Source organism: Bifidobacterium gallicum DSM 20093 = LMG 11596, from assembly GCF_000741205.1.
Classification (GTDB): domain Bacteria; phylum Actinomycetota; class Actinomycetes; order Actinomycetales; family Bifidobacteriaceae; genus Bifidobacterium; species Bifidobacterium gallicum.
Map to the genome: position 1 here is coordinate 341,155 of NZ_JGYW01000005.1, position 20,333 is coordinate 361,487.

Genomic DNA, 20,333 nt, shown 5'->3' on the forward strand with positions numbered 1-20,333 from the left:
CGCTTGGAAAGCATTCCCGCATTGTTGACCATCATTGGCACGACCACGCAATAAGCGGGTTGAACCGCATTCGAGTTCAACCCGCTTATTGCGTAACGCTGCGACCGCGCTACACCGCACACATACCGGGCAGATTATTCGTTCAACGACCGCCAGAACTGCATTTGTACTTGTTCCATGGCCGCAGTGCCACGGCCCAACGCTTCCGACAAGCGTGCATCGGCCACAGCCAAGGTGCGTCCCGGCACGAACAAGCCTTGATCAACGGCTACACGGGCCGCAGGACCCACAATGTCAGCGATTTCACTGCTTGGCCATAATGGCATGCCCGCTTTGGTCAGCACTCGTGCCACATCGTTCAACGATGAGGGCACTGGAATGCACTGGCTTTGCATGCGGTCCATAAGTTCACGCATCTGGTCGGTGCGATACGCGTTGCCAGGCACCAGTGCGGCACTGAGCGCATAGCATGCCATCGCCACTTCAAACTCGTCACGCATCCACGCCGTATATCCCAAATAATGGTAAGCGTCAGCCGCCGACTCACGATCAAGGCTCACGCGCAACGCGTTCAAGGCGACGGCCTTGACTGAATCCCAATCCTCCATGCGGTACAACTGCATGGCCAGGCGAAGATGCGCCTGAGCATAAGCGGGCGCGTAGGCCACCACCTGGTTCAAATGCGGCAACGCGGCTTCCGGACCACGCAATTGGCTGAGCAATTCCGCCAGTTCAAGATGCGCATACACCAGGTCGTTGGGCACCAACGTCAACCGTTCACCGGCAGTGGCGAACAACTTGTTGTAGACCACACGTTCGGCATACGAGTTGAAATAGCGCGGCACCGCGTCACGCGGCGTATTGCCGTCCGCGGGCATCGTCTCATGCACATCATGGAACCGTCCGTCATAACGCGCCAACATGTGTTCGGCATGCGTCACGGCATCCTCAATCTGGCCGGAAAACAGAAGGTCTCGCGCCTTGGTGCGTTCCTGCGACAATTCCCGCGACCAAGAGAACGTCATGCCTTGCAAGCTTTGACCGTCAATCAGCGCTGTGGCGATGTCGGACGCTTTCAAATACAACTCGGGATCGTTGATGCGTTCAATCATGCGTGACGCTTGCAACGCGCGCGACGCGGGATCCGCCGTTTGGTTTTCCGCGAGCCTCTGGAACGTTTGCATGGCATAGCTGAGCAGATCATCACGCTCAATGGCCAGGCCAAACGTGTCGTTCGTGCCCAACAGGAACGCGGCATGGTCGCTCAATGGCACGTTTTCGGCTTCCGGAGCACGCTGCGCATCCTTGGGGCCGAACCGCTCATCCTGCAACGAGAACGGCGGCACCGTAGGCACCAGACCTGCCGTGGAATCAATGTCGAGCGTGGCGTTGAACAGGCGCATCGTGGCCAGCGGATCAGCCAAGCCTACGGCGGCCATGTGCTCGAGGAACTGTTGCCGCGTCAACGTCACACTGACCAACGGTTGCATCGTGGGCATGCTTTGCAAATCGGCAAGCGGATCGCTCTGGCCATCATCACGGGAGCGCACCACACTCACTTCAATGCCGTTGTCGGCATCATACGACGATTCCAGCTTGTCTTGCTGGTCAAATTGCTCGCTGAACACGACTTCGTCAATGTCAATGCCTTGCATGAGCTGCTCGAATTCGGAATCGACATCACTCTGCGCATACGAATCCACGGTTTTTGACGGCTGGTCGGTGTCTGCCACGGCAGACGTGGGCTGAGTTGACGTCACACGTTTCTCCACCGTGTCGGAAGACGGTTTTTGCAACCGTTCAAACGTGTTCAGCGCGTCCGGCACCATCGCCTCAATAGCCGAATCTTGGCGTGCCACGGCTTCTTCAAGCCCGATTGAATCGATGCGCACATCGACTTCCCCGATGGATTCGTCCGCACCAAACGCGAGCGCCGCCATGATCAATGCCACGCGCAGATTGTAGTTGACGCTGCGGTTGGCACGTTCCTGGTCGCTTAACTGCCGCCATTGGCGCCGTTCAGTATCGTATTCGCGCGCGGGCATCAACGCGGGTCCGGCTTGCGTGACGGCTATGGCCACGCGTCCTTCTTCGAGGTTCACGCGGAATTCCGTGTCGAACCGGAACGGCAGCCTGAGTTTGCGTAGCATGGTCGCCATGGCACGCCGGTACACCCATTCGCTGATCGGCGCGTGTTTGTTGCGCTGTCCGGGTTCGGCTGTGCTGTTGGAGCGGTCATCATGCAGGGTTTGTTGTGTTGTTGATTTCCGCGGTCCCTCATTGCCGTTGGACTCTGGGCTGGCCATATCCGTATCGGCTTGGGCGAATCGCGCCGTGATGCGTCCGGCAAGCTCGATGATGTCGTTGATGGCCAGGAAGCCGTCTTCACGCAACACGTCCACGTACTCGTGTTGCAATTGGTCTTGCTGCCCCAAACGCGATGGTGCGCCCAACGCCAACAGCGCCGGGTTGCGCAGCAATGCCTGGTCGATGAGTGCGGCCTGCTCACGTGTGACTGTGTCTTCAATCGGTTGCAAGCCTTGAAGGTCATTGTGTTCCAGCCAGGCGCTGACGGCTGCGAAACGGTTGAGGTTGCCTTCCAGTCGCAATGATTGCAACGCGGCGTCGAACGGCAAACCATGGGTCCATTGGAACGAATACGTGTCGGACAGCGGCGAGGTGGTCAGGCGCAGCGGTTCGGCCCCATGTTCGGCTTCCAACCCGTTGATTGGTGTCAACGCGTTCACTTCGCTCATGAGGTCGGTGAAGAATTGTTCCAACCCGGACACGCGTAATCCCTTGCGTTCGGCAGCTGCCGTGTCGGCTACGGATCGGCGTATGGCGCTCAATGGCGCTTCGCGTCCCAGTCGGCGGAAAATGTTGCCCGAGCCGTATCCGATCAGCACATGCAGCTGTTGGGGCACAAAGTAGGCTGCGAAATAGGCGATGGCCATCGCGTCACGGTACCGCAGGTTCGTGCGCAGATTGGCGGGCAATGGTGTGCGCAACTGTTCGAGCGAATACCGGTTGGCGCTTTTGAGCCATGAGGCGAGCCAGAGCATGCGCCCGTCTTCGCCACGGCCCACGATGTTGCCGGCGACCACGGCGCGCAACCGTGTGCCATCGGCCTGTTTGCCCATGGTTTTGCCATAGGGCATGCGGCTGGAGAATCGTGATGAGTCGGGCAGCACGCCATCATGGTCTTTGACAAACGCGAACACAGGTTCAGCCGTATGCGTGTCGTGCATGGGACGCGCCTCGGTGAACACATGGCCTTGCGTATCGGCATAGCTGAGCGGGATGATGCGTTGGGCGTCAAGAAATATGCCGAGCATGAACCCTTGGCCTTGGCGTTCAGGCAGCTGTGCCCAGCCCAAGCTGACCCCTTGAGGCACATTCGGGAAATCCTTGTAGATGCGACGTTTGGTCAGCGCCGACAACGTGACGACATGGTTTTTGGCAAACGATTCGAGCATGGATCGCACCTGCTCAGCCGTGACAGCCGCCGCCCCTTGCGTGTGCGGGGTCGACGGCGTGCGCTTGGCGTGATGGCGCCAAGCGGATGTGGATGCGTTCTTGTTCTTCATGCGTGCCATATCCCTTCACTGTAGCCGGTACGGTACTGCTGCTTGTTCAACAAGCGCATTTCCGTGCATATTCCACACCCGCATTGCCGTTATTCGCACCACGGTGGCCATACAATGGGACGCATGCACAGCACCTCTTCCACGCTTCGCCGGCATCAGGCATGGCATCGCACGCTTTGGCTCATGCTTGTTGGCGTGGTCGCGGCGATGCTGGTGGAATGCGTAGTGTTCAACATGCCGTTTTGGCGTTCGCTGGCGGCAAGCACTGATTCCGACACCGCGGTCACCACCACAGGCGCCGGCCTGGCGCGCGGTTCCGATGGCGCTGTTAGCGTGACCAATCCCACAAGCGCCTATTTTGTGGTGCATCAGGATGGATCAAGTCCTTATCTGCATGTGGACACGGTGCCACCGCGCTCGCAACCATGGGATGGCACGTATGGCACGGTGCATCTGCGTGTGGAACCGTTGGGCCAAGGATGCGGTTCGTCGAGCGTGTCAGTCAGCCCCCAAGCACCACGTTCGTTATGGCTTACAGTGCCGCATTGTGATGCGTCCAGCGTGCGCGTATGGGTGGAGGAGCCTGCCGGTAGCGCCACATTGTTGACGAACATCCGCGCCAATGTGCAAGTGCCGTTTTCGTGGGATTGGGTGCGCGTGCTTGTCATGATACTGGCATGGCTGCTGCTGGTTATCTGGCTGCCAGGTTCCCCACTATGGTTGATACCGCTCAATACCCGTTCGGTGCGCCAACGCTGGTGCTTCGCCGTTGTTGTGACTCTCGTGGGCGGCTATGCGCTCGTGCGCGCTGGCGTGTCCATCGCCACGGCCTCACGGCTTGTGTTCCATGAGCCGGGTCGTTACACGTTCGACTTGGACCAGTACGGCCATGTGGCCGATGCGTTATTCCATGGCCGCGTATGGCTTGACTTGCCGGTGCCCGACCAATTGCTTCAGGTCAGCAATCCGTATGATGTGCAAACACGGCTTGACTTGATGAAGGATGGCGCGTCTCCCATCTATTGGGATTACGCGTTCCGTGACGGGCATTGGTATTCGTATTTTGGCGTGGTGCCGGCCATATTGCTGTTCCTGCCCTATCAGGCAATCACATCGCTATGGGTGCCCGGTGGCCTGATGCTGCCATCAGCAGCGGCTGAACCGATATTCATGGCGTTGGCCACGATATTCGGCGTGCTGCTGTCGATCCGCATCGTTCAACGTGTATCACATCACATCAGCGTGGCCGCTGTCAGCTTGTTGGCCACGGCATTCGTGTTGGGTTCCGACATGCTCTATTTGTGGTATCGCGTGAATTTCTATTCAATCCCGTTCGCGGCCGCCATGGCATTGACATTAATCGGCCTATGGGTGTGGATGGGCGCGGCAATACCCGCTACAACCATTGCCCACACTGGAGTCATTGGCCACGCTGCCAGTAGCGGCACGTGCAAGAGCCGCTTCGGCTTGTGGCAGGTACCAGGCGCCGACGCCGTATCATTGCCACGCGTGGCCATAGGTTCGGCATGCATCGGCGCCACCATGGGCTGCCGTCCCACGTTCGCCACAGCGGCCATCCTGGGATTCGCGATCTTCTGGCCGCAATTGCGAGCGCTCTGGCGAATCCGAACGCATGCACACCATGACGTGCATGGAGGGCGTTTGGTGGTGCGGCTGCTGATTGCCGTATGCGTGCCCGCGCTCGTGGTGGTGGCGCCCGTATTGGCATACAACCATGCGCGGTTTGGCTCATGGTTGGATTTCGGCAATGCCTACCAGTTCACTGTGGCTGATATGACGTCGTTCCATACGCCATGGGTCAACATGCCGTTGACGATGCTGTATTACTTGGGGTTGCCGTTGCGGTTTGAATCCACGTTCCCGTTCCTCGCGCTCAGCCCTACCCCATTGCCGCTGTGGTCGTTCACGGAACCGTCCATTGGCGGCATCGTATGGTTGATGCCGTTGATGGTGCTTGCGTTGGCCGTGCCGTTCATGCGACGACAATTACGCGGGTCGGGACTTCTGGGATTGTGCAACACGGCCTTGGTGTTGGGGGCGTTGCTACTTGTGTTCGACTCCTATGTGGGCGGCTTCAGTTGGCGTTATATGGCGGATTTCTGCTGGTTGTTCATGCTGGGGGCCGTCACCGTGGGCGCATGGTGGGTGACGCGCCGGGGCGCCTTTGGCCGTTGGGTCGTGGCAGTGAGCGTGTTGGCAGCACTCGTGTTGGCGGTCATGTCGTGTTTTGCGCTGGGGCGCGATGACATGCTGATTGTCAATGATCCGGCTACGTTCCACGCCGTGCAATCCTGGTTCACATTGCTATGACCACTACGCGTGCCAAGTGATGCAGTGGGATGGATTGTCGGGACGATTGCTTGCAACCAGAGAAATCAATAATCATCGTTCTACAATGGGCGACATGAGTGTTTTCTCCTCACTGTTCAGTCATGAACGGCTCAATGATGTGACGGATGTGACGATTGCGTTGCGTGACGCCGCATACCAATATCCGGACGGTTCGTCGGGGCTCACGGCCACGACGGTCACGTTCGAACCCACGCATACCCACACGGCCTTGATCGGGTTGAACGGAGCCGGCAAATCGACGCTGCTCGACCTGATTACAGGCACGGTTGTGCCAACCCAAGGCGAGGTGCAGGTTGAAGCGGGACAACAATCCTGGAACACGAATACGGCGAAGGACCGGCGTGATGTGAAGCGCATGCTGCCGCTAGTGCGCGCCGAACACATTCCTCCAGCCATTGAACAGGCGCAATCCATTGAAACCGCGCTCGCGCACGAACTCAAACGGTTGCATGTCGACGACACTGCAGCAAGAGCCATCATCGAACGCGTGTTCTCCAGGTTCGACTTGACACAGCTATCACGCATGCCAGTGACCACGCTGGACGCCGAACAAATCCACATGCTGACGTTGGCTGTGGCATGCGCGAGGAATCCGGCTGTGCTCGTGGCCGACGAACCCACGAAAGGGCTTGATGAAATCAGCACGGCGCACGTGGCGCAAGCATTGTTCCACTGTGGCAAACCCGTGATTTTCGCCACGCACGACATTGATCTGGTTAGGAATGCCGACAATCTGATTGACCGTGTGCTCGTGCTCGACGACCAACGTATCGTGTTTGACGGGCCAGCCAATGACGCCTGCGAACACTATTCCGAAGTGATCCGCGCCAAATATGCGAGCGTGATGCGACGCCACCAGTGATCAGTCGGCGAGTGCCGCGCGTACCGCGTTCAGCACTGTGTGCACGTTGCGTTCGAATTGCGCGGGTTCGGGCAGCAATGAGAGCGCTAAATAGCCGTTGGCGGGCATATCGAAGAAGTAGCCTGGCTGGCCCGTGGTGTGCTGGTCGCGAATCATCGCGAGCACGCATTCGTTTTCATCAATCACGCTTGGCATGCGCAGCAGCACGTTCCAGCCGCCTTCAGCTCGCAGCACTTGGGTGACGCCCAATTCGTCCGCGTCGAGCAATGCATGCAGCCGACGCAAATTGGATTGCGTGCGTTCGCGCACTGTCGCGGTTTGCGCACTGGCTTCCTCCAGCATGGCGGGCATGGCTTGGGCGATCAGTTCGCTCATCGGCAGGAAGTCGTCAGCGATTACATCCAACCGTCGCATGGCTTCACTGACATCCGTGTGCGGTCCGCTAACCTCGATCCAACCGACTTTGGCGTGTGGCGCGGCCAGCATTTTGGAAAACCCGTCAAGCGCGAACGTCAGCACAGCGTTCTCTCCGGCAAAGCGTTGATTGCCGTCGAACGGTTCCAAGTCATAGCCGTAGAACACTTCATCGGCGATGATCGCGCAGTCCATCGCGCGTGCCAGATCAATGATCGCTTCGCGTTCCGCGGGTTTGACATAGGATCCGGACGGATTGTTCGGGTTGATCACGATGATTGCTTGCACACGATGTGGCGCATGCTCGGTATTGAACGTTTCAATGGCCGCGCGCATCGCCGGCACGTCAACGGTCCAGGAACCGTCAAACGCCAATTGGTATTCGATGCTGTGCACGCATTCGAGTCCTGCGATGGATTCGATGAGCGGATAGCCGGGTTTGGGACCGAGCACAGCGTCGCCCGCATCGCACAACAGTTTCATCAGCCACGCATAGGCTTGTGAAGTGGAGCTCAGCAGATACAACCGGTCCGCTGTGACCTGATGGGGTTGGCTTTGGCAGTGCGCCCGGCCTTCGCGTGTTTCCTGTTCGGCGCGTGCGTTGAGGAACGCGGCTAACACTTCACGCGCGTCATATTGGCCACGCGGCTCGGCATGGTAGACGGCGTTCAACGAGTGGGGCGCCAATCCATGTGCTGTGGGATTGGAATCGTTGAGCTTGTGCAACGCGATGCCGGCAGCGCGTGCTTGCGCTTCGGCGAGCGCGATCGGATTGGGGGCTGTGGTATTGACACGGGAAGAAAAACGCACGCCTTTAGCCTACTGCGCCACTACGATGAGCAATCTCACACACCTACAAAAAAGGGCGGCGCCGTCGGAACCGATGTCCGACAGCACCGCCCTCATAACCATTGGCTCGCTCGAGTGGCGCGTCACTTGCCCTGCTGCACTGATGCGTAATACGCGGCACCAATGATGCCGGCTTCATTGCACAGGCTTGCCGCAACAATCGGCGTGTTGATGTCGATGTACGGCAGGAACTTCTCCGACACGCGGCTCACGCCACCGCCGACCACGAACAGCTGCGGGCTGAAATACAGTTCCATCAGGCTGTAATACTTGGTCAGGCGCTTCGCCCACTTCTTGTAACCCATGTCGAGCTTCTCACGCACCGAGGAAGCCGCATACGCCTCGGCCTCGCCCTTGCCCTTGAGCAGCTGGATATGGCCGAGTTCCGTGTTCGGAATCAGCACACCGTTGTAAATCAGCGCCGTGCCGATGCCCGTGCCCAGCGTGGTCGCGATGACCAGGCCTTCCTGGCCCTTGGCTGCGCCGAACTGCTGTTCGGCCAAACCGGCGGCATCGGCATCATTGACCACGGTGACCGGGCGTCCGCAGGCCTCGGAGAAGACTTCCGTCACGTCCACACCAATCCACGACTTGTCGAGGTTGGCCATGTAATCAAGCTTCTGGCCTGGCTTGATCGGAGCCGGGAACGCAATGCCGACAGGAGCCGATTCAGGCACTTCAAAATGCTCAAGCTGCTGGCGCACGATCTCACCAACGGCCTGCGGCGTGGACACCTTCGGGGTCGCGATCTTGAGACGTGGTTCGGCGAATTCACCCTTTTCCAAATTGACAGGTGCGGCCTTGATGCCCGAGCCGCCGATGTCGACGCCGAAAGCCTGTGCGGTTTCAATCATGATTGACCCTTTCCTAGCAAGGTGTATGACAGCCCCGGCACATTCACGGGTGCCGGCACACGTAGTGGAGCAACGACGCCCTACCGTTTCTTGACCATCATCAATACGGATGTTCATACGGCCGCACCCCATGGTATGCCCAGGTCCGCGGGATTGACCGGCAACCCCGTCACCGCGCGTAACCCCCACATGCCATGGAATCCGTCCTCCCCCAGTGTAACAAACGTTTGCATGCAGAACGCCGTTCTTCCTATCCGGATGCTGAGAAAATTCTGTGAAAGATTGCCGCCCTTCCCCGCCTTTCGTTATAACTGAAGATGCATCAGCACCCGGCGCACCACTGTCGGCCAGCGATCCATCATTGATTCATCGCCCGGCCGTCCCGTAGCCTTGGCCGATGCACATAGTTTCAGGGAAGGTGCAATTCCTTACTGGCGGTAACGCTAGGCCGGGTCCATAACCGGTATTCGACGCGAAGCCCGCAACCCGCATGACGCGGTTGATCCGGTGTGAATCCGGGGCCAACGGTTACAGTCCGGATGGAAGAAACGGAAGGTCCCCTCATGGGCAATTCGACGCATGCCACCACACGCGCCACCTCTTCGGCCAACACAGCCGAATCCTCCACACAACCACTCAGCCAGGCCACACGCCCCGACACCACGCATTCAACCGGCGTGGGCGACTCGGGACGCTGGTCCACCAAACGCATCGCCATTTACGCGCTGTTTTCCGCCCTGGCCATGGCCGTGAGCTTCATTGAAATCCCGCTGATGCCAGCCGCCCCATGGCTCAAATACGATCCGTCCGGCATCGTCTGTCTGCTGGCCGGTTTCGCATTCGGCCCGTCAGCCGCGGCGATTGTCAGCGTGATCGGCTTCCTGCCGCACGTGTTCTCGAATCCGTTCGGCACCATCATGGCGATCATTGTGGCGCTCGCACTGTCCGTGCCGGCTGCGTTGATTTACCGCGGCAATAAGACGCGAGCCCGCGCCGTCGTCGCGTTGGCTGTGGGTTCGTTGTGCGCGCTCGTCGCGGCCATCGTGTGCAACCTGTTTATCACGCCGCTGTACGCGCACATGTCAATCGCGCAGGTTGCCGCGATGATTGTGCCGATTTTGCTGCCGTTCAACCTGATCAAGTTCGCGATTCATGATGTGGTCACGTTCCTGATTTACAAGCCTGTGTCCAAGCTGGTGGGACGGTGAGCGAACCCGATCCTCTCATTGCGCTCAATCATGTGCGCTTCAGCTATGATCATGGGACTTCCTGGGCGCTTGACGACGTATCGTTGACGATCCGGCCTGGGGAGCGTGTCTGTCTGGTCGGCCCGAACGGGTCGGGCAAGTCGACGCTCTCCCGGCTGATCGCCGGTTTGGCAGCTCCCGACCATGGCACGATCACCTTGGCCGGGCATCTTGTGTTCAGTGACGAGACTGGCGTCGATCCTGGCGCCTATCGTGCCGCGCGTCGTGTGATTGGCGCCGTGTTTCAAAATCCCGAAGATCAGCTCGTCACCACGGTGGTCGAAGATGAGATCGCGTTCGGGCCGGAGAATTTGGCGGTGCCACGCGAGCAGATTGGTCAGCGTATTGACACGGCGTTGTCGCTGGTGCGTATGCAAGCGTCACGCGGTGATGACCCGACCGTCATGAGCGGCGGTCAGCAGCAACGCATCGCAATCGCCGACATGCTCGCCATGCAGCCTGCCGCACTCGTGCTCGACGAACCCACGGCCATGCTCGACCCCGACGCGCGCGCCGACGTCATGGCCACGCTCGACCGTCTTCAACAGCAGGGCACCACGCTCATTATCATCACGCATTTGCGTGAGGAACTCGCGCGCGCCGACCGCATCGTGCGCTTGGAACATGGCCGTCTCGTTGACGACACTGATATTGCTATTTGCGCTACCGCTCCCGTGGCCGTTGACCAGTCCCATGCCACCACCGCGCATACTACAAGCAGCACCGTGGCGCATGGCGAAGTGGCAGCGGCGATGAAGAGCGAGCGGAAATCAACAAAAAACCACTCCCCGATCATCAGCTGCCACAACGTGTCATTGACCTATCCGGGAGCCAACCGTCCGGCCGTGAACGGACTGGACGTTGACATCGAACCCGGCACGGTCACGGCCGTACTCGGCGAAAACGGGTCGGGTAAAACAACGTTCGCGCGGCTGCTATGCGCGCTCGAACAACCTAGTACGGGCTCGATCACCATAGCGGGTATACCAGTAGCCACAGCTCGAGCCAAAGGCCGCTCCAAACTGGCGAAACCCGCACATTTACGCGAATTGCGCCGCACGTTGGGATACGTGATGCAGCATCCCGAACGCCAACTGTTCGCGCCAACCGTCCGTGAGGACGTGGCGTTTGGACCACGCAATCTGGGACTCGACGACCCGCGCGTGCACGCTCAGGTCATGCACGCGCTGGACCTGCTCAACATCGGGCAGTTGGCCGAGCGGTCACCATTCGAATTGTCGGACGGTCAACAGCGGCTCGTGGCCATAGCGGGCGTGCTCGCATGCGAGCCGAGCGTGATCGTGATGGACGAGCCGACAGCCGGATTGGATGAAACGGCCACAGCGCGCATGATCGACATTATCCATATGCTGCGCGAACGTGGCTTGACCATAGTCATCGTGACGCATAACGTGCACGTGGCCGAACACATTGCCGACCGGGTGATCGTATTCGGGCAGCCGGAACGCCGCTTACGCGACTCCTTGCAAACATTGCGCGACGGCCAAGGACGCCAACTGGCCGTGAACGTGGTCAACCAGCAGCACCACGTGCATAGCCAGGCCGGCGATGCTGAAGCGTTGAACAGCCCGCGTCGCTCATGGGTGGCCATGTTGGATCCGCGCGTCAAAATGATCGGACTGCTCGTGCTCATGTGCACGGCGTTCACGATGTCAAATTGGGCGCAGCTGGGCATCGGCATGGCTGTAGCGGCAGGTCTCGTGGTCGCAGCGAATATCGGCATCGCACGGTTGTGGCGTGCGATCCGCTGGTTTGTGGTGATGTTCATCTTCGTTGCCGTACTCAACGTGCTGATTGTGCGCGACGGTACCGTGCTGGTGCAGTGGGGCGTGTTGCAGGTCACTGATGTGGGTGCCAAAACGGGCGTGCTCTATGCGTTGCGGTTCACCGTCGTCATCGTCCTCGGTGCCGTCATGCTGGAAACCACGACACCCACAGCCATGACAGACGCCTGCGAATCACTGATGCGACCGTTACAAAACTGGGGATGGCACGTGCAGGAAGTGGCGCTCGTCGCCGCACTGGCGTTGCGGTTCCTGCCCACGCTGTCCAGAGAAGTGCAGTCGGTACGTGACGCGCAACGCTGCCGTGCGGGAGCCGTGGAAAGCGGTAGCATCACAGCGCGTCTGCGTGCGATGACAGCGATTATCATGCCCGTCTTCGCGGCCGCGTTGCGCCATGCCGACACGTTGAGTCTGGCCTTGGACGCACGCTGCTTTGAAGAAGGCTTGCAACGCACCCACTGGCGCGTCATGCGCTGCACCTGGCGCGACTGGCTGCTGCTGGCCATAGTCGCAGTCGCCTGCGCAGGATTGTGGCTGTTGCGAACCATGCCGCTGTGAGCCAGCGGACCATCAATGCAATCGGTGCGTGTTGGGGAAAATGAATGGAGAACACTGGCGTGGGCCGACGCGGGCGCACGCCAGTTTTCGTTATCAGACGATTCCCAGCCTCAGCCACCGTGCAGCACAGACTCGAACCATAGAATGAAGACAGCAAGCCAAACGGGCGCAACGGGCGCCTTGGCGAAACAGACGAAATAGAAACGAGGCAACCGTGACATATGCGCACGCAACAGCACTGAACAACGAGGTCATGATCCCGCAAATCGGGTTCGGCGTGTTCCAAACCAAGAAGGGCGGCACGACGGTTGAAGCCGTGAAAACCGCATTGGATTTGGGATACCACATGATTGACACAGCCATGATCTACGGCAATGAGCGTGACGTGTCCGACGGCTTTCGCAACAGCGGCCTGGACCGTGACGACGTGTTCATCACAACCAAACTGTGGAACGATGACATTCGCGCAAGCCAAACCAAGCAGGCGTTCGAAACGAGCCTGAAGACGATGGAACTCGACTATGTCGACATGTATCTGATCCATTGGCCGGCCGACGGATGGCAGCAAGCCTGGGACCAGATGCAGGAGCTGGTTGAGCAGCACAAGGTGCGCGCAATCGGCGTATGCAACTTTGAACAGGACCAGCTCGAAGAGCTGCTCAAGCACTCGTCCTACAAGCCGGCCGTCAACCAGATTGAATCCTCACCGCAGTTCACGAACCAGGAACTCATTGATTACACGCAGTCGCAAGGCGTGACCGTGGAAGCATGGAGCCCCTTGGGAGGCTTGAACACGAAGCTCATCGCCGACCAGCGACTCATTGAAATCGGCATGAAGTACGGCAAGTCCTCCTCGCAGGTCATTGTGCGCTGGCACATTCAGCGTGGCGTGATCCCGCTGCCCAAGTCCACCTCGCCATCGCATATCGCCCAAAACATCGACGTGTTCGACTTCGAGTTGACGCCCGAGGAAATGCATACGATCTCGAACCTGGGACTCAACCAGCGCGTCGGCGCATCAGGACACACGTTCAACTTCTAATCCGCAGCCGGACGGCTGCGCCAAGTCGCCCGTAGCCGGCAGCCATGCCAGTGTTGCTCAACAGTGAGCAGCAATGGCGTGGCTGCCGGCTACAATCATCTGGTCGAGAAGAACCGTATTACCATCATCGTTTCAAGGATTTCACCATGGCATTGACCAAGAAGCAGATCAAGCAGCTGCGCGCGCTCGCACATCACGAAAACCCGCTCGTACAAATCGGCAAGAACGACATCACCGACAATGTGGTCAAGCAGGCCGCCGAAACAATCAACAAGCGCGAACTGATCAAATGCCAGGTCATGGATGGCGCCGGATTTGACGCGGCTGAATGCGCTGAGAAACTTGCCGGTCAGATCGGCGCGCAAATCGTGCAAGTCATCGGCAACCGTTTTGTGCTCTACCGCAAGTCCACGCGTCCTGACGTGGAACACATCCGTTTGGTGCGCGACTAATATGCTCGAGCAGCTTCCGTCTGTGAACTTCCGGAACACCTGGAATAAGTAAACCCTGCACCCGTCCGTGCCACTGGCACAGGATGGAATGCAGGGTTTACTAATGTGAGGAAAGTATCTTTAGGTATCTCATGGGCAATGATGAGTCATCAGCAACGTGGAACTGTCCACAACCACATGAGGCCCATCAGCGCCCGTCAGCACCTAGCAGTGTGTACGCGTCTGCCAGTTTGTCAGTTCAGCGCCAGCCTGGTTTCCAACCCAGCTGACGGTCATAGGCTGTGGACCAGAACAGATACTCGTTTTGCACGCCGCGCACAAAGCTGGCTTCCAACTCGGCTAAACGCTCTTCCGGCAACCCTTGCACCAGACGCTCAATATGTTCAATCAGCCATACGCCGCCTGACCAGAATGCGGGGTCCGCATACATGGCAATCCAATCACCATACGGGTTGTCTTGAAGATTGTCGCCAAAATCGCGCATCAAACGCTCGCCATAATCGGCATACACCCATGCGCACGGCAACACGGCCACGAGGATGTCAACGAGATCCTTGGTATATGCGATTTCCATGATGTTCGACGTATAGGCATGCGCGAACGCCGACTGACCGATTGCAGCAGCCTCATCAGGATCCATGCCGTACGCGCGCAGTGCCTCATTGTGATGGCCCTGCTCCATATTGAAAATATTCATCTGCACTTGCGCCATGAACCGCATGATTTCCACGTCATCGGTTTTGGTAACGGCCAACGCGTGCACTTTCGCATAATCATTGAGATACAAGTTGTCTTGAATCAAATAGAAAGCGAAACGCTCAGGGGCCAGCGTGCCCTCACCCAGTTCCTGCAAGAACGGCTGCTTATAGCCTTCTTCCCACACGTCGGCGGCCGCTTCGCGCATGCGGCGCGCAAAAGGCGGCAACGTCGTTACGTCGGTTGGGCTGATGGTGGGCATGGTTGTGCCTTGATTGCTCATTCTTCTCCCTACGATGGTATTAGCCAACAGGTTCAAAGGGTCAGGCTGTATCGCCTCTCTCAACCCGGTCCGTTTGACGCGTCCCGGGTTCCCCTGCGTGTGAGCACGCGCCTTTATGGCATCATGGCCATGGGACATTTCAGCGTTTTCCCATGTTCACCCTCTACATTGCGCACTATGAAGCTGTTAGGAAATATTTTGTGGTTGCTGTTGGGTGGCTTGGAAATCGCCTTGGGTTGGGCTGTGGTCGGTGTGATTCTGTGCATTTCGATCATCGGCATTCCGCTTGGGCTGCAAGCGTTCAAGATGGCCGGTCTCACACTGACTCCGTTCGGTTCCACAATCACGTATGGTGGCGGCGCGCCGTCTTTGGTGGCCAACATTATTTGGGTCATCTTTGTGGGCTTGTGGATGGCGATAGGCTACGTGGTGGCTGGCGTGATCAACTGCATCACGATTGTGGGCATTCCGTTCGGCTTGCAGGCCTTCAAGATGGCCAAGCTTGCGTTGTGGCCGTTCGGTGCCACCGTCAGCTGACAAATTTATGATTTTTATTTATACAACGAGGTGCTATGGCGGTTTCAACCGTCATAGCACCTCATTTCGTTACGTTACGTTGTTAGACTCGGAAAACGTTAATACCCATGGGAATGCAAATACGCGTCATCAAAGCCAAAATAGTGGCCAAGCTCATGTAACACGGTAATGCCGATTTGATGTACCATCTGGTCTTTAGTTTGGCAGACGCGTTCATGAGGCCCTTTGAAAATCGTGATGACATCAGGCATGACGCCCGCATAGCCTGTCGTACGCTGCGGCAAGGGAATGCCTTGGTAGAGCCCCAACAGCTCTCCCCCATCAGTGCAGTTGGTGTCGGCTTTCTGCTGGGCCGTCGGCTCGTCAGCCACAGTGATCGCAATGTTATGCAAGGCCTGCTGGAACCGGTCCGGCACTTGCTCCAATGCCTCATGGACGGCTTGGGCGAATTCGTCTTCAGTCATATGCATGCGGCAAACCTCATCTGCTGCCGCATTGCACCAGCAAACCGGCAGAATGTCAACCAATCAATCAAGCGCGTTACTCCTAGTCGTCCACGCGTGCCAGCGCATATTCCTTCCGCAATGCGGCTTTGTCCACCGACACATTCACCACGAGCGCCGCAGCCACCAAAATCACAATCGATACCATAGCCATCACATCCCCCTGTTATCTGGGCATCCGCGAGTCACATTGACCGTGCGGTCGTATTAAGGACACTGTAGCGCCCTCATGTTGGGAATTTGCTGATACGGGCCTATAAAGAGATAGGGAAGCGTATCAACGTTTGTCTGTCGGAGGCCGGCAATCCCTACATGCGCCAGCTATAGTCGCCATGCGCATTATTGCCATAAACCATTCGATAGGCGTAGCACACCATCCTCGGCATCCAACGTGGAGTAGTCTGGGCTAGTACCCCGTACCCATAAAGGAGATTGCATGCAGATTCGGCTTGCCACATCAGCGGATATCGATCAACTCACCGCACTGCGCATGGATTACATGCATGCCGAACATGGCGCTTTGACCGATGAGCAGCAGCGCACGATGGAACAAGCGGTGCCACAATTCATTCTCGACCATTTGGGCGATGATTTATATATCTATGTTGCTCAAGATGAGGATGGCACGATTGCATCCACTGCTTGGCTGTTGACTGAGGAAAAACCGCCGCGTCCTGAATTCCCCACGGGTCGTGTGGGTGAAGTGTTCAATATGTTGACGCGTCCTGAATATCGCGGACGCGGTATTGCCAAACAAGTCATGCAACGGCTCGTCGATGATGCGACACAAACATTGGATTGCGAAGCCGTGCGCTTGAACGCCACTCCGGCCGGTCAGCATGTATATGCGGCCATCGGGTTCAAAAAACGTGAGCCGGGCTTACGCGCCATGTTCTATACGAAGCTTGACCAGTCCTGAACCAAGAGTGCCACATTGCGCAGTATGCGCTCCAGCCCGTTGTGATGACATTAGTAAAGAAAGAAGCCCCCATGGTTATGCATGAATTGAAGATCAAACGCATCTATGAAGCGCAGTCGCCAGATGATGGATTCCGTGTGCTCGTTGACCGGCTGTGGCCACGAGGCATCTCCAAAGAGCGTGCCGATCTCGATGAATGGGAACGCGCCGAAGTCTCCCCTTCCACGGACCTGCGCAAGTGGTTCGGACATGACCCGCACAAGTTTGAGCAGTTTGAGCAGCGTTTCGATGAGGAACTCGATGGCAGCGAAGCGGCCCACCAATTCGCCGCCGACATCCATAAGGAACTGCAGTCGCGCAACGTTACGCTGCTCTATGGCGCCAAAGACACCGAACACAACAATGCCGTGGTACTCAAATCATGGCTTGAACAGCAGTGGAACAATCAATAATAACGGTGCAGCAACGACACTTGGTCGACGCATGTGGCATCCAATGGCAATGATTGGTCAATCGTCCCTACCACTGCAAGGAACCGACGCCAATCATCGGTATAGATAATGGAAGGGCCGTGGAAGGAGGATACCCAGCTTCCACGGCCCCACTATGGTGATGAACATCTTATGTGATGGCTGAATCAGAATCAGTCACGGCCCAACGGGTTTACGCCTTCGTTGGCGAAATCCGTTTCGTTGTCGTACATCAGCACGCGCAGATGCTGGTCGAGTTTCATGTTTTCAGTGGAACGTTGCGGCATCGGCTGCTGTTCACCGGCCAGATTCATGCCCTGGTGATCATAGAAGCCATAATCGCTCGTCGTATCGGTCCATAAGAAATAGTTGAGCACGCCTGCGGCCTTGAATTCCCCAAGCATCCAATCGAACAGGCGCTTGCCAATGCCTTTGCCACGCAATGCCGGATCGATCAGGAACATGATGATTTCGCCATCATAAGCGTTGCCTGAATCCTTGGCGAGCTTCAACAGTTTGCGCTGTTCACGGAACATGCGATGCAGTTGGGCCAACTGCTTACGCCCCTCAGCCGAACGCATGAGCTGCGTTTCCAAGCGCACCACATTCGTATGATGCGTGTTGACGAGAGGACGCGTTTCCTTCGTGTCGATGCGTCCCAAAATCAAACCGACGGCAATGCCGTTACGCACCGCCACTTGGGCTGTGGTGGCACGTGCCAGGCTGCGTTCAAAGTCGAGTTCAGCCAAATCACGGGCGATTTGCTCATCGGATACGTCCGAATACCATGCTTCGCGTACCAGTTCAATCAATGCCGGATAATCGTCGCGCTCAAGCAGACGGAACGTGACTGTATCTGTATTCGTCGTCATGGCACTTATCATACGCGCTTATGCAGGCATACCAATGACGTCTAGCGCAAGGCACAACCTGTTACGCGCCCGCATCGGGCAGGCGTGCATTGTTGGCAGATCAGTGGTCGTCACCGTCTGGTTGCGTCGGTGTTGGTGAGGGTGCTGGCGAAGTGGACAACCCGCGCGGCCCGATGGGACCACCCGTCATACCGACGCCCAATCCGCCCAACATACGGCCGGTACGCGTGCCTTTGCTCTGCAATTGCTTACGACGTATGGCTTTGTCTTCTTTGGTGCCACGCGAGGAATCCACGTCACGCAACCGTTCCAGCAGCCGCACGAGCGAACCGTCTTCGAGCGCTTCGGCAATCACGCCTTCATTGCGGCGTTCTTTGTAGACCAGCATGGTCAGCAACGCCACAATCAACGTATCGTCCAGATGGTCGGTGTTGAGGATATCCAATGACACGTCTTTATCAAGCCCATACCGATGCAGCACCTTGGTGTACTGGTCGTCGGAATCATGCAACACGGCTTCAATGAACGACAGCACCACTTCCGAATACACGGAATACCCGATACGATGCGATCCTGCGGCATCCACTGCCATGAACTCGACGCGATGCAATGGTTCCGGGGGCTCTTTGAATGAGGTGATGAATGCAGTCAATGCCTCGAAACGCGGTTCTGTGGGCTGCACCTGGTGCAGCATCGAGACAGCGTCGGCATAATGTTGGTAGCGTTCACTATCCACCGACGTGTTGTCGGCGCCGCGCGCCCCTACCGACTTGCCGCCGGAGAGGTCGGGCAAACGCACGCTCGTTTTGAAATGGCTGGCCACCTGCAACGCCGCAGCGACAATATGCTTGCAAATTTCGCCATTCTGCCCTTCCTCGCATGTGCATGACACACGTACGACATTGTTATGGCGAAACAGCATGTCCACTTCGCTGGCGGCCGGTTGACCGTTCCCTGCCGCGGCAGCTGTCAGTGGGGACGAATCATCAGTGGCATCATCAACTGCGGATTGCGCATCGGATGGGCGCGATTCGGATTCCGATGCACTATCAACGTTGTCGACATTGTCGACTTCGGCGTGCCAGATACCGAACCGTGTCTCATTCGTGTTGTGCACGGCATTGGCTTCAAACAGCGCATTGCCTTCGGCAAGTACCGATTGGGCGACCCATAAGCGCAAATCAAGCAAATGGCGTCCAATCGTGATCGAATTGTTGTTCAATCGGGCACGCCCCACATTACCCAGATGGATCAGCTGGCGTTTGACGTCGGGCAGTTCAAGCTGCGCTTTGAACTGGCTGACCTCCATCGTGTCGCTGGCTGAATCGGACAACATGTCCGTGCGCATATGTTGCAAGCGTTCAATGCGTTCGTTTCTAGGATCTGTGCCTTCAACGCGATGCCATGCGGCAACCAGACGCAACACCTTCGCGTTTTCGTAGAGCACGATGAAATTGCGGCCGATGGCCGCGCTCCACCATTCATCCACGGCGATATTGGCCGGATCCATGATCGTGTCGCGCACCACTTTCCAACCGGGCATCTGATCGACTGTGGTGTGGTAGAGATCGGCAATGTGCTGTTTGAACACACCCGAATACATGTAGCCGCCCGTCACTCCGGAACTCATCAACGCACGGAACGAGCGGTATGTGGTGGGTACGGAAGAAACATCGCATTCTTCATATACGGTGCCTGGTCCATAAGTGATCAGCGGGTCTTCATCACGTACCTGGCCTTCAACTGTGGGATATTCACAGGCCACCAACGCGCCACAATTGGGGCAGCATTCAAACACGCGGGCACCAAGCAATGTCACACCCACATCAAACGGGATGTCGTAATTGTGATGGGCCAAAGAGGAAGCGGGAACGAAGCCGAAGCGCGACGCGCCTTCAACCGACAAGCCTTTGAGTGGGGCGCCGCAGATGCAATGCTCTCGCGTCATGGTGTACTCCTCCTTGTAGCGTCCAACTCATGCACGAAGTGATGTATGCCACTGAGTCAACC

16 protein-coding genes and 1 riboswitch are annotated in these 20,333 nt (G+C 57.6%); of the genes, 9 read left to right on the forward strand and 7 right to left on the reverse strand.

All coding sequences use genetic code 11. The features are described 5' to 3' along the window. Positions 1-134: 134 nt before the first annotated feature. Positions 135-3,596, reverse strand: coding sequence for a hypothetical protein (locus tag BGLCM_RS05965; protein ID WP_006294780.1), 3,462 nt, complete (start codon positions 3,594-3,596; stop codon positions 135-137). A 114-nt stretch (positions 3,597-3,710) separates the two neighbouring features. Between BGLCM_RS05965 and BGLCM_RS05970 the strand changes: the two genes are divergently transcribed. After that, positions 3,711-5,918, forward strand: a complete 2,208-nt coding sequence (locus BGLCM_RS05970; RefSeq protein ID WP_052295099.1) for a hypothetical protein — start codon at positions 3,711-3,713, stop codon at positions 5,916-5,918. A 94-nt stretch (positions 5,919-6,012) separates the two neighbouring features. Next, positions 6,013-6,822, forward strand: coding sequence for an ATP-binding cassette domain-containing protein (locus BGLCM_RS05975; protein WP_044085142.1), 810 nt, complete (start codon positions 6,013-6,015; stop codon positions 6,820-6,822). Here the strand turns inward: BGLCM_RS05975 and BGLCM_RS05980 are convergent, their stop codons facing one another. Both BGLCM_RS05980 and ppgK read right to left on the reverse strand, forming a co-directional pair. Continuing rightward, entirely contained in the window at positions 6,823-8,046 is a 1,224-nt protein-coding gene (locus BGLCM_RS05980; protein ID WP_006294783.1) for a pyridoxal phosphate-dependent aminotransferase, read from the reverse strand. Between the two features lie 122 nt (positions 8,047-8,168). Further along, positions 8,169-8,939, reverse strand: a complete 771-nt coding sequence (gene ppgK, locus BGLCM_RS05985) for a polyphosphate--glucose phosphotransferase (protein ID WP_006294784.1) — start codon at positions 8,937-8,939, stop codon at positions 8,169-8,171. Between the two features lie 401 nt (positions 8,940-9,340). Then, positions 9,341-9,494, forward strand: a riboswitch (FMN riboswitch). Here ppgK and BGLCM_RS05990 point away from each other — a divergent pair. The 4 genes from BGLCM_RS05990 (at position 9,479) to yhbY (ending at position 14,043) form a co-directional block, all read left to right on the forward strand. Continuing rightward, entirely contained in the window at positions 9,479-10,147 is a 669-nt protein-coding gene (locus tag BGLCM_RS05990; RefSeq protein WP_006294786.1) for an ECF transporter S component, read from the forward strand. (Overlaps the previous riboswitch by 16 nt.) Next, positions 10,144-12,549, forward strand: coding sequence for an energy-coupling factor transporter ATPase (locus BGLCM_RS05995; RefSeq protein ID WP_006294787.1), 2,406 nt, complete (start codon positions 10,144-10,146; stop codon positions 12,547-12,549). The genes BGLCM_RS05990 and BGLCM_RS05995 overlap by 4 nt, the downstream gene beginning before the upstream one ends. A 253-nt stretch (positions 12,550-12,802) precedes the next feature. Beyond that, complete coding sequence (locus tag BGLCM_RS06000) at positions 12,803-13,591, forward strand: aldo/keto reductase (protein ID WP_006294789.1); 789 nt, start codon at positions 12,803-12,805, stop codon at positions 13,589-13,591. 146 nt (positions 13,592-13,737) lie between these two features. Then, positions 13,738-14,043 carry a ribosome assembly RNA-binding protein YhbY gene (yhbY, locus tag BGLCM_RS06005; protein ID WP_006294790.1) on the forward strand — a complete coding sequence of 102 codons (306 nt, stop codon included), beginning with the start codon at positions 13,738-13,740 and terminating at the stop codon, positions 14,041-14,043. A 238-nt stretch (positions 14,044-14,281) separates the two neighbouring features. On the opposite strand, the gene tenA is transcribed toward yhbY, so the two are convergent. Then, positions 14,282-15,022 (reverse strand): thiaminase II, encoded by a 741-nt coding sequence (gene tenA, locus BGLCM_RS06010; RefSeq protein ID WP_044085046.1) that lies wholly within the window; start codon positions 15,020-15,022, stop codon positions 14,282-14,284. A 177-nt stretch (positions 15,023-15,199) separates the two neighbouring features. Here tenA and BGLCM_RS06015 point away from each other — a divergent pair, with 177 nt between their 5' ends. Continuing rightward, complete coding sequence (locus tag BGLCM_RS06015; protein ID WP_006294792.1) at positions 15,200-15,559, forward strand: YccF domain-containing protein; 360 nt, start codon at positions 15,200-15,202, stop codon at positions 15,557-15,559. 98 nt (positions 15,560-15,657) lie between these two features. On the opposite strand, the gene BGLCM_RS06020 is transcribed toward BGLCM_RS06015, so the two are convergent. Next, positions 15,658-16,029, reverse strand: coding sequence for a metallopeptidase family protein (locus BGLCM_RS06020; RefSeq protein ID WP_006294793.1), 372 nt, complete (start codon positions 16,027-16,029; stop codon positions 15,658-15,660). 469 nt (positions 16,030-16,498) lie between these two features. Between BGLCM_RS06020 and BGLCM_RS08075 the strand changes: the two genes are divergently transcribed. Continuing rightward, positions 16,499-16,981 (forward strand): GNAT family N-acetyltransferase, encoded by a 483-nt coding sequence (locus BGLCM_RS08075; RefSeq protein ID WP_006294794.1) that lies wholly within the window; start codon positions 16,499-16,501, stop codon positions 16,979-16,981. A gap of 71 nt (positions 16,982-17,052) precedes the next feature. Next, positions 17,053-17,433, forward strand: coding sequence for a DUF488 domain-containing protein (locus tag BGLCM_RS06030; RefSeq protein WP_044085047.1), 381 nt, complete (start codon positions 17,053-17,055; stop codon positions 17,431-17,433). A 191-nt stretch (positions 17,434-17,624) separates the two neighbouring features. On the opposite strand, the gene BGLCM_RS06035 is transcribed toward BGLCM_RS06030, so the two are convergent. Beyond that, positions 17,625-18,323, reverse strand: coding sequence for a GNAT family N-acetyltransferase (locus tag BGLCM_RS06035; protein WP_044085049.1), 699 nt, complete (start codon positions 18,321-18,323; stop codon positions 17,625-17,627). 100 nt (positions 18,324-18,423) lie between these two features. After that, the gene (locus BGLCM_RS06040; protein WP_052295100.1) at positions 18,424-20,271 is read right to left on the reverse strand and encodes a DUF6508 domain-containing protein; all 1,848 of its coding nucleotides are present in this window, start codon (positions 20,269-20,271) and stop codon (positions 18,424-18,426) included. Positions 20,272-20,333: the final 62 nt, after the last annotated feature.

Bases quoted from the DNA above. Each gene is read 5' to 3' on its own strand.
- BGLCM_RS06020 (WP_006294793.1), bottom strand. From the start codon at position 16,029: ATGCATATGACTGAAGACGAATTCGCCCAAGCCGTCCATGAGGCATTG.
- BGLCM_RS06015 (WP_006294792.1), top strand. From the start codon at position 15,200: ATGAAGCTGTTAGGAAATATTTTGTGGTTGCTGTTGGGTGGCTTGGAA.
- BGLCM_RS05965 (WP_006294780.1), bottom strand. From the start codon at position 3,596: ATGGCACGCATGAAGAACAAGAACGCATCCACATCCGCTTGGCGCCAT.
- BGLCM_RS06030 (WP_044085047.1), top strand. From the start codon at position 17,053: ATGGTTATGCATGAATTGAAGATCAAACGCATCTATGAAGCGCAGTCG.
- BGLCM_RS05970 (WP_052295099.1), top strand. From the start codon at position 3,711: ATGCACAGCACCTCTTCCACGCTTCGCCGGCATCAGGCATGGCATCGC.
- BGLCM_RS08075 (WP_006294794.1), top strand. From the start codon at position 16,499: ATGCAGATTCGGCTTGCCACATCAGCGGATATCGATCAACTCACCGCA.
- BGLCM_RS06035 (WP_044085049.1), bottom strand. From the start codon at position 18,323: ATGACGACGAATACAGATACAGTCACGTTCCGTCTGCTTGAGCGCGAC.
- ppgK (WP_006294784.1), bottom strand. From the start codon at position 8,939: ATGATTGAAACCGCACAGGCTTTCGGCGTCGACATCGGCGGCTCGGGC.
- BGLCM_RS05975 (WP_044085142.1), top strand. From the start codon at position 6,013: ATGAGTGTTTTCTCCTCACTGTTCAGTCATGAACGGCTCAATGATGTG.
- yhbY (WP_006294790.1), top strand. From the start codon at position 13,738: ATGGCATTGACCAAGAAGCAGATCAAGCAGCTGCGCGCGCTCGCACAT.
- BGLCM_RS06000 (WP_006294789.1), top strand. From the start codon at position 12,803: ATGATCCCGCAAATCGGGTTCGGCGTGTTCCAAACCAAGAAGGGCGGC.
- BGLCM_RS06040 (WP_052295100.1), bottom strand. From the start codon at position 20,271: ATGACGCGAGAGCATTGCATCTGCGGCGCCCCACTCAAAGGCTTGTCG.
- tenA (WP_044085046.1), bottom strand. From the start codon at position 15,022: ATGAGCAATCAAGGCACAACCATGCCCACCATCAGCCCAACCGACGTA.
- BGLCM_RS05990 (WP_006294786.1), top strand. From the start codon at position 9,479: ATGGAAGAAACGGAAGGTCCCCTCATGGGCAATTCGACGCATGCCACC.